Source organism: Bradyrhizobium sp. BR2003 (genome assembly GCF_009720285.1).
GTDB classification, from domain to species: domain Bacteria; phylum Pseudomonadota; class Alphaproteobacteria; order Rhizobiales; family Xanthobacteraceae; genus Bradyrhizobium; species Bradyrhizobium elkanii.
This window is the reverse complement of record NZ_SMYJ01000048.1, coordinates 140854-153976: the sequence shown is the minus strand read 5'-3', so window position 1 is coordinate 153976 and position 13123 is coordinate 140854. Positions and strand designations below refer to the sequence as shown.

Annotated in this window: 12 protein-coding genes; 4 read left to right on the top strand and 8 right to left on the bottom strand. The window is 63.8% G+C overall.

Annotated elements, in window-relative coordinates:
- Positions 1–93: 93 nt before the first annotated feature.
- From E2I15_RS37475 to E2I15_RS37440, 8 genes are all read right to left on the bottom strand, one after another.
- Positions 94–1428, bottom strand: a complete 1335-nt coding sequence (locus E2I15_RS37475; RefSeq protein WP_137476780.1) for an MFS transporter — start codon at positions 1426–1428, stop codon at positions 94–96.
- Positions 1429–1526: 98 nt separating this feature from the next.
- Entirely contained in the window at positions 1527–3074 is a 1548-nt protein-coding gene (locus tag E2I15_RS37470) for a WS/DGAT/MGAT family O-acyltransferase (protein WP_137476779.1), read from the bottom strand.
- Between the two features lie 136 nt (positions 3075–3210).
- The gene (locus E2I15_RS37465) at positions 3211–4920 is read right to left on the bottom strand and encodes a long-chain-fatty-acid--CoA ligase (protein WP_137476778.1); all 1710 of its coding nucleotides are present in this window, start codon (positions 4918–4920) and stop codon (positions 3211–3213) included.
- A 29-nt stretch (positions 4921–4949) separates the two neighbouring features.
- Positions 4950–5717 carry an SDR family oxidoreductase gene (locus E2I15_RS37460; RefSeq protein WP_137476777.1) on the bottom strand — a complete coding sequence of 256 codons (768 nt, stop codon included), beginning with the start codon at positions 5715–5717 and terminating at the stop codon, positions 4950–4952.
- Positions 5718–5755: 38 nt separating this feature from the next.
- Complete coding sequence (gene phaP / locus E2I15_RS37455; RefSeq protein ID WP_137476776.1) at positions 5756–6196, bottom strand: phasin family protein; 441 nt, start codon at positions 6194–6196, stop codon at positions 5756–5758.
- A 61-nt stretch (positions 6197–6257) separates the two neighbouring features.
- Positions 6258–7067: an esterase/lipase family protein gene (locus E2I15_RS37450; protein WP_137476775.1), complete on the bottom strand. Its 810-nt coding sequence runs from the start codon at positions 7065–7067 to the stop codon at positions 6258–6260.
- A gap of 182 nt (positions 7068–7249) precedes the next feature.
- Positions 7250–8272 carry an AraC family transcriptional regulator gene (locus tag E2I15_RS37445; RefSeq protein ID WP_246667907.1) on the bottom strand — a complete coding sequence of 341 codons (1023 nt, stop codon included), beginning with the start codon at positions 8270–8272 and terminating at the stop codon, positions 7250–7252.
- 342 nt (positions 8273–8614) lie between these two features.
- Complete coding sequence (locus tag E2I15_RS37440) at positions 8615–9520, bottom strand: AraC family transcriptional regulator (RefSeq protein WP_349629438.1); 906 nt, start codon at positions 9518–9520, stop codon at positions 8615–8617.
- Here E2I15_RS37440 and E2I15_RS39755 point away from each other — a divergent pair.
- The 4 genes from E2I15_RS39755 (at position 9500) to E2I15_RS37425 (ending at position 13010) form a co-directional block, all read left to right on the top strand.
- Positions 9500–9727 (top strand): hypothetical protein, encoded by a 228-nt coding sequence (locus tag E2I15_RS39755; protein ID WP_349629439.1) that lies wholly within the window; start codon positions 9500–9502, stop codon positions 9725–9727. The genes E2I15_RS37440 and E2I15_RS39755 overlap by 21 nt on opposite strands.
- A 210-nt stretch (positions 9728–9937) precedes the next feature.
- Positions 9938–10696, top strand: a complete 759-nt coding sequence (locus E2I15_RS37435; RefSeq protein WP_137476774.1) for an acetoacetate decarboxylase — start codon at positions 9938–9940, stop codon at positions 10694–10696.
- 20 nt (positions 10697–10716) lie between these two features.
- Positions 10717–11691: a 3-hydroxyacyl-CoA dehydrogenase NAD-binding domain-containing protein gene (locus E2I15_RS37430; protein ID WP_137476773.1), complete on the top strand. Its 975-nt coding sequence runs from the start codon at positions 10717–10719 to the stop codon at positions 11689–11691.
- 119 nt (positions 11692–11810) lie between these two features.
- Positions 11811–13010 (top strand): CaiB/BaiF CoA transferase family protein, encoded by a 1200-nt coding sequence (locus tag E2I15_RS37425; protein WP_137476772.1) that lies wholly within the window; start codon positions 11811–11813, stop codon positions 13008–13010.
- The last annotated feature ends 113 nt before the right edge of the window (positions 13011–13123 follow it).

The following is a 13123-nucleotide window of genomic DNA, read 5'->3' as shown; positions in this document are numbered from 1 at the left end:
GCATGTGTCCCAATATTCTCCAGATAACCGGCAACATTCCAACGGAGCGCCCGGCGGCGCGGCCCGCACGGAGCCGGGCCGCTCAAATCGTGCTCACGCCATCGCCAGCCGTGCACTGGGAGCAGGCCGCATCGACAGCAGCAACAGCAATCCCGACAGCACGTAAAGCGCCATCACGAAGTACATGCTGTAGATGTTGTCGCCGGTGCTTCGCACGATCAGTCCGTTGATCGAAGGACTGATTGCCGGACCGAGGTTTCCGAGACTGCTGATCAGCGCAAGACCGCCGGCGGCGGCGCCGGTGGAGAGATATTCGCTGGTCAGCGCGAAGAACAACGGCGTCGCCGACGCAATTCCGATCACCGCAAAGGACAGCGCGAGGATCGATCCGACGAGGTTGCCCTGCAGCATCGTTGTGATGAACAGACCGAACGCGGCGATCGCGACGCAGGCGGCATAGTGCCATCGGCGCTCGTGCCATTTGTCGGAGTGACGGCCGATCAGGATCATGCCAATGACGCCGGCGGCGTTCGGGATCGCGGCATAGACGCCGACAAGGAACAGGTCCTTGACGCCCCAACTCTGGATCAGGGTCGGCATCCAGAAGACCATCGTATAGGTCGCGCCGAGCAGGAGCAGATACACGAACGACAGCACATAGACCTTGGGGTCCTTCAGCATCTGCCCGAACGTTCCCGAGGGCTCGCTCTGAATGTCCTTCTCATCGTGCTGGAACGCGTCATCAAGCAAGGCTTTCTCGTCCTTCGAGAGCCACGCGGCCTGCGCGGGCTTGTCCTCGAGCAAGGCGTAAACCAGGATGCCGAGGATCAGCGCCGGCAAACCCTGCACGAGGAACAGCCACTGCCAACCATGAAGCCCGCCTGCACCGTCGAAATACTTCAGGATCGAGCCACACAACGGACCGGCAATCACGGACACGATCGTTGTCGCCGACATGAAGATGGCGATCACCTGCCCGCGCCGCGCCGACGGATACCAATAAGTAAAGTACAGAATCACGCCGGGAAAAAAGCCAGCCTCGAACACGCCGAGCAGGAAGCGGACGAGATAGAACTGGAACGGAGTCGACACGAACATCATGGCGGATGCCGCGAGTCCCCACAGCACCATGATGCGCAGCAGGGTCTTGCGCGCGCCGATCCTCTCCAGCAGCAGGTTGCTCGGCACCTCGAACAGGAAATATCCGACGAAGAAGATGCCCGCGCCGAGACCATAGACCGCATCATCGAACGGTAATGTCTGCTTCATCTGCAGCTGTGCGTAGCCGATATTGATGCGATCGAGATAGGCGATCATGTAGGAGATCAGCAGAAGCGGGATCAGGCGCCAATCGATCTTCGAGAACAGGGATTTATGCGCCGGACTTTCCAGTACCGACAGGGATCCCTTTGCGGCGGGTGGGTGCATCCTGGTTTCCTCCAAATGTTCTTTTGATTCCGGCGCCGAGCGGGAGACCGCGGTGGCGTCCCGGCTCCGGCGATGTGAAGCGTTGAAGGCCTCGGCGCCTAGCTGGCCCGGCTTGCCTTGTCGTTTGCGGCGGCCGGCGGCACCTCGTCGGTCTGGATGACCGTCACCGACGCTGCGGTCGCGGATGGCGCCTTCGCTTGAGCCGCAGGTTGCAGCTCGACGACCTCGGCCTCGACCGGCGGCAGAGCCTCGATCTGGCGCAAGGCTGCCCGGAGATGCTCGATCATCTCGTAGGACTCGTCCTGCGAGACCACACGCCGGCACGCCGTCAGACCGAACTCGAGCAGGCCCGAATAGCTGTGCACCGTGATGTTCAGCGCGCTGCCGTGATAGGGGATCGAGACCGGGAAATAATGCACCATCCGTGCGCCGGCCATGTAGAGGTGCTGCCCCGGTCCCGGCACGTTGGAGATCAGCACGTTGCCCGCTGCCGGCATGCGGCTGGCGAGGTTGGAGCGGCCAAGCAGTGAGGCAAGGCCGGTCATCAGCCATGGCGAGCCCGTGATCGGCACGTCGACGCCGAGCACCGGCTTGAGTTCGCGCACGACCGCCTTGGCCGCCTCGGATGACGCGTGGATCGCCTTGAATCGGGTTGGCAGGTCATCGATATCGGTCGCCAGGTCCACGCGTACCGCCGAGACCTGGTTGTTCATCGCCTTGTCACCTTCGGCACGCAGGCTGACCGGCACCATCGCGATCAGGGCTTCCTTGGGCAGCAGGCCGCGCTCGGCGAGAAAGCGTTGCAGCGCGATACTGCACATCGCCATGACGATGGTGTTGACGGTACCGCCGACACGTTTGCCCAGGAGCTTGATGTCGGCGAGCGGCAACGACATCGTGCTGTAGGAGCGCTGGTTGGTGATGGAATCGTTGAACACCGTCTTCGGCGCCAGTCCAAGGCTGAGCGAGCGCTCTCCCTTCTGCGAGCGCTGGCTGGCCATCACGGTGGCGGCGGTGCCGAGCGCCTTGGCCGCCGTCGGCAGCAACTCGGCGAGCTTGCGGTATTGCTGGGCCGCATTGTTGGCCGCCGCCTGCAACAGCTCGGTCACGCCGAGCTGGTATTGCCCGGTGGCGCGCTTGCGCCGTGGCGGCGGCACCTCGCGCATCTTGGGCGAGACATCGTAGAGCACCTTGGCGAGCTCGACACCGGCCTTGCCGTCGACGCCGCTGTGATGCGCCTTGGTATAGAACGCGACCTGGCCGTTCTCGAGGCCATCGATAACATACATCTCCCACAGCGGACGGCTGCGGTCGAGCAGCGAGGCGTGCAGCCGCGCGACCAGTTGCTCGAGCTGTGCCATGGTGCCTGGCCGCCGCAAGGTGACGGTCCGCACGTGATAATCGAGCTCGATATCATCGTCCTCGATCCAGACCGGCTCGGCGAGCTGGAATGGCATCTGCGCCAGTTTGCGGTTCAGCAATCCCGAAAGATGGAGACGCTTGCCGAGCATCCCCTTGACATCCTCGTAGTAGTCGCCCTGGTAGCCCTCGGGGAGATCGAAGATCATCAGGCTGCCGACATGCATCGGCGTTTCCGGCGTTTCGAGATGCAGGAACGATGCATCCATGCTGCTGAGTTGATCCATTCTTCCCTCCCAAGACGTTGTGACGGCGATCGCCGTCTTGATGACCGTGTGGCGATATCGGGCGCGTCGCGGTCATTTCATTGCGGCCAGACCCGATGCTTGTCAGCCGCTACCGATCCAGTTCACGCAGGCGATCTCAGGCCTGCGCCCGGGCCGCCTGCTCCTCCTCGTCATACAGCTCCTTCTTCGAAAGCTTGCCGACCGCGGTCTTCGGCAGTTCGGCGCGGATTTCGAGCGCCTGCACCATCTCGTGCTTGCCGAGCTTGTCCTTCAGGAACGCCTGCAGCTCCTCGAGCTTGAACGGCTTGGCATCGGCCTTCAGCTTGACGAAGGCCTTCGGCGACTGGCCGCGATACTCGTCGCGGATGCCGATCACGGCGACTTCCTCGACCGCCGGATATTTGTAGATCGCCTCTTCGAGGACGCGCGGATAGACGTTGTATCCGCTGCACAACAACATGTCCTTGGTACGATCGACGATGAAGATGAAGCCATCCTCATCCATGTAGCCGACGTCGCCCGTGCGCAGGTAGCCGTCCGTGGTCGTGACCTCGGCAGTGGCGTCCGGCTTGTTCCAGTAGCCCTTCATCACGTTCGGGCCCTTGATGCAGATTTCGCCGCGTTCGCCGAGCGGGACGTATTGGCTGCCGTTGTCGACGTCGAGGAACTTGATGTCGATGCCGGGCATTGGCATGCCGCAGGAGCCAGTCTTGCGCATGGCTCCCGGCTGCGCCGGCGTAAACGTGCCGCTCGGCGAGGTCTCGGTCATGCCCCAGCCTTCGCTCAAATTGCAGCCCGTGATGGAGGCGAATTGTTGCGCCACCTCGAGCGGCAGCGGAGCGCCGCCGGATCCGCAATATTTCAGGGCGCGCAGGCTGTGCTTCGCCGTCTCCGGATGGTTGATCAGCGCGGTGAACATCGTGGGCACCCCGCAGAAGACGCTGACCGACTTGGTCGAGATTTCCTCGAGCGCGGCCTTCGGATCGAAGCGGACATGCTGGATAATCTCCGCGCCCATCAGGACGCCGAAAAGTACGTTCACGGAAAGCGCGTAGATGTGGAACGGTGGCAAGACAGCCAGGAAGCGCTCCTGCCCGTCGACCAGCACCGGCGGTGAGCCGGCCGTTGTCGCCCGGTACTGCTGGCACGCACTGGTCAGGTTGGCGTGGGTGAGCATCGCTCCCTTCGGCAGACCCGTCGTGCCGCCGGTATATTGCAGCACAGCGATGGTCTCGCGTGGATCAGCGATCCGATAGGTCTCGTAGCTCCCGTCATTGCGGATCAACTGGTCGAACCTGACGTGACGATCATCCCAGGTGACCTCGCTCAGCTGCTTGGCCGCCTTCATGTCGCCAGTGACCTGACCGGGGTCGGACGCCATCTCGGCGAGTGAGCCGACCACCAACTTCTTAAGCCTGGTCTTGCCCAGCATCGCCGCCATCTGCGGATAAAGCGACGCCATGTCGAGCGTGATCAGAACATCGGTCCGGCTGTCCTCGATCTTGTGTTCGAGCACCTGGGCGGCATCGAGCGGCGAGTAGTTGACGGCGGTGCCTCCGGCCTTCAGTACGCCAAAGAATGCGATGATGTAATGCGGGGTATTGGGCAGATAGAGGCCGACATGGACGCCCGGTTTCACGCCCAGCAACTGCAAGCCTTTGGCCACCCGGTTGGTGAGCTGCCCGAGCTCGCCGTAGGTGAGCCGCTTGCCCATGAAATCGATGGCAGGACGCGTCGGCCATTTCACGATAGTCTCATCCAGGAGACTCTGCACGGGTTCGGGAGCGATCTCGATATCCCACAGCACGCCGTCGGGATAGGATCGGGTCCAAGGCATGTCGTTCATGAAATCTCTCCCTTCCACAGTCTCTCGGATCAGACGGCGGTGACGCCGCCATCGACCGCAATGGTCTGGCCGGTGATGAATGCGCATGCGTCGGAGGCGAGCAACGCGGCCACGCCCTTGAGGTCTTCGGGACCACCCCCGCGATTCATGGGCGCCATATGCGCGGTCGCGTCCTGGTCGAGCTGTGCGGTCATCTTGGTCGGGAAGTAGCCCGGTGCGATCGCGTTGACGTTGATGCCGAGCGGTGCCCATTCATTGGCGAGCGTGCGGGTCAGATTGACGACCGCTCCCTTGCTCGCGTTGTAGGCCAGCGTCGGCGTGCCTTCCGGATAGCCGCCGGTCAGCCCCTGAATCGATGCGATGTTGATCACCTTGCCGCGGCGCCGCGGCACCATGCAGCGGCGTCCCACCTCCTGGGTAGTAACAAAGATCGCCGTCACATTCAGGTTGATCACCTTGTTCCAGCCGTCGAGCGTATGCTCGATCGTCGCGGCGCCCCACGAGGTGCCGGCGTTGTTGACGAGGATGTCGATCGGGCCAAGCGCCGCCACGACCTGCTGGATCATTGGTGGGATCGTATCCAGTCTGCCCATGTCGCAAACCACCGGCAGCGCTTCGATCCCCAATCCCTTCAGGTGGGCGGCCGCAGCGTCGAGCTCATCGCGTTTGCGCGCGGTGATCGCGACTTTGGCTCCGAGTTCGCCCAACACCTCGGCGATCTGAAGACCTAGACCTCGCGATCCGCCCGTGACGAGCGCAACGCGACCCGTCAAGTCCTGCAACTTGGCCAGACTCATGGCTTTCCCCTGATGGTTGGCGCCTCACACACGCAGCACTACTTCGGCTGCAACAGCTTCTGAAGGTTGGCGAGGTTCTCCTGCATGCGCTCCTGCATGACCTTCCAGGCGTTGTTGCGCGCCTGCGCCTCCATCTGCGACAGCTCACGGAAATCCGCGACCGCCTTCTCGACCTGCTGCTTGGCGGCCTCGGCCTGCTTCGTCATGGCTGCGCCGCCTGCGAGATCCTGCATCGCCGCCTGCCACTGCGCGAGTGTCTCCTGCAGAATCTCGTTGCGCCGGCTGACCAGCGCCTGGATGCCTTCGTAGGCCTGCCGGTTCGCTTCCGCCAACGCCTCCATATCCTTGCGCTGCCACTCGACGAGCGCGGCGATATCGAACCCTGGCAGCGTGAACTTCTCGGCCATTTTCTTCAGGTCGCCGAGCCACAGCATCGCGCCCGTGCCGGCTGCGTCGGATTGCTTGTCATCGGTCCCCATCGATGGTCCTCCTTCTGGTGTTTGGCGGACGGCGACAGAGCGCCATCCTGTGGAGCGCGCCTCAGGCCACCGGCGACGGCGGCCGAAACAGTTTCAAATTATCCTCGGTGCGGTCCGGATCGGGGTACACCATGCTGCGCAGGCCGCCCCGGTCGAACGGTGACCATTCATCCTCGGCGAGCGCCAGGCGGTCCGCGATCGCATAGAGCACGGCCGGATTGTGTCCGAGCCCGCAATGACTGCCTTCGACCTCGATGTTCTGGGTCCGGTCGGCATGCTGCTCGCGGCAACCCCACCACGAGACGATGCCGTCGGTGCGTGAATAGATCGCCGTACTCGGTACCGGCGGCGGGGACTTCATGATGTCCCTGTCGGGCCAGTCGTCGATCTGGCGCTCGCTCAGAATCTCGTAGAGACGCCAGGCGTTGCTTGCCTTCGGCTCGTTGGCGAACGGGCTGCCGAGCGTGATCACTTGGCGGACCAGATCGGGTGCGCGCCGCGCAATCTCGCGCGCAAAGACACCGCCGAGGCTCCAGCCGATCAGGCTGACCTTGCGATCGTATCGCTCCGCGAGCTCGGCCAGCCTTGCGTCCATGGCAGCCTCGACGCCGGGTCGCGGACCGCGATTGGGTCCGAGCTTCCAGCCGTGGACGGCGTATCCTTGCGCCTTCAGGTAAGCACGCAACGGTCGCGTCGAGATATCGCTGGCGGAAAGCCCCGGCAGCACGAGGACCGGATGTCCATCGCCGCGCGGCGCACGGCGAAGCAGCGGATAGCTCGCGAAGAACGCCTGCAGCTCCCAGATCCCGCGCACCTCGAGCGCGAGCAGCAATTGCGACGGCGGCGCAGAGCGATCGACGACCGTATTCATGTCAGAATGTCCCCTCCCGGATCACGCAGTGCGTCCCGCACGACCCGACATTTTATGATTGCCGCGCAGCCCCGCGAGCTGCGCCATGCAGACCCCGATCGCGCAGCCGCGCATCCTTTTGGTCTCAAAACGCTATCGAGCAGGTCAGACCCGTAAAAGGTGCAATTGGCCCGCTTGACCGGTTAGTTTGGGACATCCGCCAATGAATCTTGCGCGCCTGCCGCGATGCCTGGTGTCCGGCCATCGCGGAAGTCCGACGGGCTTTTGCCGGTCCAGCGGACAAAGGCGTGGCGGAAGTTCGCCGCGTCGCTGTAGTCAAGCCGCGCTGCGATCTCGTCATTGGTCATTTGCGTGTTGCGCAAATAGCCGACCGCGAGCTGCATGCGGACCTCGGAGACGATCTGTCGGTAGGTTTTCCGCTGCAGCTGCAGCCTGCGGCGGAACGTCCGCGGATGTATCGCTAGCTCCGCCGCCATTGCCTCCATACTCGGGAAGCGGCCGGGATGCTCAACGAGCCGTCGCCGGATGTCGGCGGCAAGACCGTCGCCCCGCGCGACAGGATCGAGAAGCTGATCATAGATTCGGCCTGCCATCGTCCTGGTCATCGCGTCGGGGCCGACCGCCGCACGGTCGATCCAGGCTGCATCGAATTCCAGCGAATTCCTGCACTGGTCGAACTCGACCGGACACTGGAAGATGCGGTCATAGGTCGCAGCATGCGGCGGCGGCGCATAGGCGGCGCTCAGCTTCGAGAAGCGGAACGAGCTGCCATAGACGTCACGGCTCAGCGTCTGATAGGTCGCAAAGGCGAACTCGAGCGCGAACCGATAGACGTCATCGGCCGGATCGCGCGAAAGCAGCGGCTCGAGCAGGCAGCTCATCGTATCGCCCTTGCGGGTAAGGTCGATGTCGGCGACCGTTCCGAGGATCCGTCCATACTTGGCCGCAAAGTCGATGACTCCGACCCGCGTCGGGCTGCTCAGCATGGCATAGCCGTACATGCCGTAAGCCATGACATGCATTCGTTCTCCGGCACGAAACGCGATCGCCGGATCGCACGACAGCCGCATCGCATTGCGAAAGACCGTCCCGACCTGCCGATAGGAGACGCGCACCGACGAATCCCTGAGGGCGGCACGCCGCAAATTGGCCCCGCTAAGCGCGCGCGACGCGGAGATCCCCTCCTCCGCCAGGACGTCCAGCACCGCAGCGATCCTTTGCGGCGAATAGAGACACTGCAGGAGATTTGGTGACGGGTGATACACGAGCTTCCTCGTCCGCCTTCCGCGCCTGTTTCCAGTCCTGCAATCCGGGAGGCTAATCAGCTGGACGAGACAGCGGAAGGTTCGATTGGTCACGTTTGCAGGTGAGTTCCGGACAAAGACTAGCCAAAAGAAAGACCGCCGAGGGAGGGCGGTCCAGGTTGGGAGAACGCGATCACGGCGTTGAGCTTACGCGCGCTTCGGCCGCACAAAAGGTTCGATTGAACCAATTTGCCGGTGAACTCCGGACAGAGCCGGCGAAGCCCGCCTTTGGATATTTCGGGGTCAAAGACCCTCGTCGCCCCTGAACTCGGACGGATTTCTGCCGGTCCAGCGCGAGAAGGCGTGGCGGAAATTGGCCGCGTCGCTGTAGCCGAGGCGGCTTGCGATCTCCTCATTGGTCATGCGCGTCTTGCGGAGATACTCGATAGCGAGCCGCATGCGCACCTCGGCGAGCAGGCCGCGATACGAGGTTCCCTCCGCCTCGAGCCGGCGCCGCAGCGCACGCGGATAGATCTCGAGCTGCTCGGCGATCGCCTCGATACTTGGATAACGACCCGGCTGCTCGATCAGTACCCGGCGGATATCGGCGGCAACGCCGCCGGCGCGGTTGACCTCGCCTAGGATCTCCTCGCACATCTCCCGCGCCATGGCATGGGTACGCGGATTTGCCAGCGCCCGCGGGCCGTCATTGCGCGCGTATTCGTATCCACAATGATGCTGATTGAACAGCACCGGGCACCCGAAGAGATCACGATACGTCGCGGCGGACGGCGGCGGTGCGTAGTCGACCAGCACGCGCGAAAACCCGAAGCCTTGACCGGACCGGTCGCGAATGGTCGTCAGATGCGCGGCCAGTGCGAACTCAACCGCAAAGCGATGCACACTCTCGATCGGATTCGGCCAGTGCATGGGCTGGAACGCGGCCATCACCGTCTCACCAGCATAAGAGAGGCCGAAATCGCAGAGCGGACCCACCACTCGGATGTATCGCGCAGCGAAGTCGCGGGCCTCCGCGTGCGTTGCACTGCTCAGCAGCGCGTATCCGTACATGCCATAGGCGGTGACATGCATTCGTGCTCCGGAACGCAGCGCGATGGCAGGGTCTCTTGTCAGCCGCAGCGCGTTGCGGATCACCGTGTCGAGCTGCCGGTAGGATATTCGCGTCGTATGCGACTCGAGCTGGGCGATGACAAGCCCGGTGCCGTCGAGAACCTTAGATGGATCAATGCCCTGCGCGCGAAGCTCGGCCGCGATGGCCGCGATCGAATGCGGCGGGAATATCCGCTGTGCGAAGCCGGGGAGCATTCGACTCGGCGATTGGGTTGCGTGCGACTCTTGCCTAGCCATTCCGGCCGCATGTCCCTGGCATTCCGCGTGTTCCTGCCCCATGAATGATTTGCTACTCCAAACGTAAGCTCGATCACGTACGCGACGCAATGATCGCGTATCCGCGCGCAGTCCGTGTCCGGAAGTCACCCGGTCGGCGGTCCAATCGCACCTTTCTCCGCTTCTCAAGATCGCTAGGCTCGCGACGCCTTGCTCGACAAACCGGCATGCAGCCGGAGGCCCGCACGGACCACGCAAGCGCTATCAAGGGAGGAGCGGATGCGACGGGAGGACGTTCTCAAGCAGCTGACGACGCCAATCGGCGCCCCGGCATTTCCCCGCGGACCGTTTCGCTTCAACAACCGCGAATATCTCAACATCCTGTATCGCACCGACATCGAGGCGTTGCGCGCCGTCGTTCCCGAGCCGCTGGAGATCGATGATCCGCTGGTGCGCTGGGAGATCATGCGGATGCCCGACACCTCCGGTCTAGGCGACTACACAGAATGCGGCCAGGCCGTCCAGGTGCGCTACGGCGACGAAAAGGGCGAATACCTTCACGCGATGTACCTCGATAACCTGCCGGCGCTGGCGTCGGGCCGCGAGATCAGCGGCTATCCCAAGGTGATCGGCAAGCCGAGGCTCTATGTCGATTCCGATACGCTGGTCGGCACAATGGATTACGGCAGCCTGCGCGTGGCCACCGCGACGATGGGCTACAAGCACCGCGCGCTGGACCTCGAAAAGGCAAAGGCCGAGATCTGCGTGCCGACCTTCATGCTGAAGATCCTGTGGACCTATGACAGTCCGAAGCCGGCGGGCGAACCGCGCATCTGCGAGCTGCTGCGCTCCGAGATCACCGACATCACCGTCAAGGGTGCCTGGACCGGCCCGGCCCGGCTGGAGCTGTTCGCCCATGCATTGGCCCCGATGGCCGATTTTCCCGTGCGCGAGATCGTCGCGTGCAGCCACATCATGACCGACTTGACGTTGTCCCGCGCCAAGCGCTGCCACAACTATCTCGATCAGCCGCGGTAAGCGGGCACTCGGAGAAAGTCATGCCATCATCCGCAGATCGCGCCGCGGCGCTCAATCGCTATCGCAATGTGTGCGTCATCGGCGCCGGCGTCATCGGCTCCTCCTGGGCGGCGTTGTTTCTCGCGCACGGCCTCAATGTCGTAATCAACGATCCGCAGCCCGGCATCGAGGCCACGGTCAGGGATGCCCTGATCAAGATCGCGCCGACATTGCTGAAGCTCGGCCTGCCGCACGAGGGGTTGGAACGCAACCTGCGCTTCGAGCCGGACCTTGCGCGCGCCGTCGCCGGTGTCGCCCTCGTGCAGGAGAACGGCCCCGAGAAGCCCGAATGGAAACAGCGGCTCTGGGCGCAGATCGAGGCAACAGTGCCGAAACATGCGTTGCTGCTGTCCTCGAGCTCGGCGCGGCCGGCAACCGAGCAGGCGCGAGAGATGAAGGATGCAAGCCGTCTGCTCGTCGGCCATCCCTTCAACCCGCCGCATCTGATCCCGCTGGTCGAGGTCGTTCCCGGCGAACGCACCGATCCGCAGGCCACCGCCGATGCCGTGGCCTTCTACGAGGCGCTCGGCAAGGTGCCGCGCGTGCTCAAGAAGGAGATTCAGGGCTTTGTCGCCAACCGGCTGCAGCGCGCGATCATGCGCGAGGCCTGCTATCTCGTGCAGGAAGGCGTCGTCACCGTGGACGAGCTGGACGACATCGTCACCAGCTCGATCGGGTTGCGCTGGGCCGTGAACGGGCCGTTCAGCTCGTTCCACATGGGCGGTGGGCCGAAGGGGCTCGAATCATTCTTCCAGCACCTCGGCAAGAACATGGCCGCGTCGTTCAAGGTGATACCGCAGGTTGAGCTCGGCGATGCGCTGCAGCGCAAGATCATTGATCAGGCTACGGCATCTTTCGGCAAGACGCCGATCCCGCGGATGGAGCGCGAACGCGACGACACACAGGTGGCGCTGCTGCACGTGCTGGCGGCACGGAACGGCAGGAACGGGACATGACCGGCTCGGCCCCTGGGCTGCGCGCACTCGCAGACACAGGCGGCCGCCACGTTTCGGAATAGGCCAATCTCGGCGACGGACAACAGCTGATCCCCGGCATCAAGCGGAGACGGACTCACATGAGCATCTTCGAAGGTTTGAAGGTCATCGACTGCGGCAGCTTCATCGCCGCGCCAACCGCCGCGACGCTGCTCGGCGACTTCGGCGCCGACGTGATCAAGATCGAACCGCCCGGTGCAGGCGACGCGTTCCGTCAGGTGCCGAAGCTGCCGGGCATGCCGAGATCCGATCAGCCCTATGGCTGGCTGCTCGACAATCGAAACAAGCGCGGCCTTGCGCTCGATCTCTCGAAGCCCGAGGGCCAGGCGGTGCTGCATCGCCTCGCTTCCTCCGCCGATGTCTTTATCACCAACTATCCGCTCGCGGTCCGCAAGAAGCTTGCGATCAGCTACGAGCGGCTTGCCGTGGCGAATGATCGCCTGATCTACGCCTCGTTCACCGGCTATGGCGAGACCGGCGACGAGGCGGGAAAGCCGGGCTTCGATGTCACAGCCTACTGGGCACGTTCGGGCCTGATGGATATGGTCCGGAGCGACGCCAGCACGCCGCCGGCGCGGGCGCTCGCCGGCATGGGCGATCACCCGTCGGGCGTCTCGCTGTTCGCAGCCATCGCGGTGGCGCTGTATCAGCGCGAGCGCACGGGCCGCGGCACCCAGGTCGGCTCCTCGCTGCTCGCCAACGGCGTCTGGTCGAACGGCATCATGGCGCAGGCGGCCCTGTGCGGGGCGACATTCACCCCGCGGCCGCCGCGCGAGAATCTGTTCAATGCGCTCGGCTGCTACTATCGCTGCCGCGATGGCCGCTGGCTGCTGCTCGCGATCGTCAACGAGCAGCGCGACTTTCCGACCGTGGCGAAATGCCTGGGCCTCGACAACCTGCTCACAGATCCGCGCTTTGCCAAGCAGGCCGATCGCTTCGCCCGTTCCGCGGAACTGATCGCTCTGTTCGACACGGCATTTGCGACACGGGACCGGGACGAATGGCGGGCCTGCCTCGATGACGCTGGGATCGTCTTCGAATGCGTTGCCGAGATGGGCGACCTGGCCGCCGACCGGCAGATGCTGTCGGCCGGCGTTTTGGTGCCGTTCGAGGACGACGAGATGCTGACCATCGACAGCCCGTTCTTTGTCGACGGTGCGACCAAGGTGAAGCCGCGCAAGGCGCCCGCGGTCGGCGAGCACAGCACGCAGATTCTGCGCGAGGCCGGTTACGATGACGCCGCCATCGCTGGGATGCGCGAAAGCAAGATCCTGGCATGATACCTGACCGCAAGGCGGCGCCTGCCGCCTTCGCCGCTCGCACGCGAAAAAGCCGCGCCCTCGGATTGAGAGGCGCGGCCAGTCTCGGGACGCCCGAACCGGGGGCACCACGG

What these genes read in the sequence shown, in the direction of transcription:
- phaP (WP_137476776.1), bottom strand. Translation starts at nt 6,196, where the DNA reads ATGGGGACCGATGACAAGCAATCCGACGCAGCCGGCACGGGCGCGATG.
- E2I15_RS37430 (WP_137476773.1), top strand. Translation starts at nt 10,717, where the DNA reads ATGCCATCATCCGCAGATCGCGCCGCGGCGCTCAATCGCTATCGCAAT.
- E2I15_RS37470 (WP_137476779.1), bottom strand. Translation starts at nt 3,074, where the DNA reads ATGGATCAACTCAGCAGCATGGATGCATCGTTCCTGCATCTCGAAACG.
- E2I15_RS39755 (WP_349629439.1), top strand. Translation starts at nt 9,500, where the DNA reads ATGCGACTCGAGCTGGGCGATGACAAGCCCGGTGCCGTCGAGAACCTT.
- E2I15_RS37450 (WP_137476775.1), bottom strand. Translation starts at nt 7,067, where the DNA reads ATGAATACGGTCGTCGATCGCTCTGCGCCGCCGTCGCAATTGCTGCTC.
- E2I15_RS37475 (WP_137476780.1), bottom strand. Translation starts at nt 1,428, where the DNA reads ATGCACCCACCCGCCGCAAAGGGATCCCTGTCGGTACTGGAAAGTCCG.
- E2I15_RS37465 (WP_137476778.1), bottom strand. Translation starts at nt 4,920, where the DNA reads ATGAACGACATGCCTTGGACCCGATCCTATCCCGACGGCGTGCTGTGG.
- E2I15_RS37460 (WP_137476777.1), bottom strand. Translation starts at nt 5,717, where the DNA reads ATGAGTCTGGCCAAGTTGCAGGACTTGACGGGTCGCGTTGCGCTCGTC.
- E2I15_RS37435 (WP_137476774.1), top strand. Translation starts at nt 9,938, where the DNA reads ATGCGACGGGAGGACGTTCTCAAGCAGCTGACGACGCCAATCGGCGCC.
- E2I15_RS37425 (WP_137476772.1), top strand. Translation starts at nt 11,811, where the DNA reads ATGAGCATCTTCGAAGGTTTGAAGGTCATCGACTGCGGCAGCTTCATC.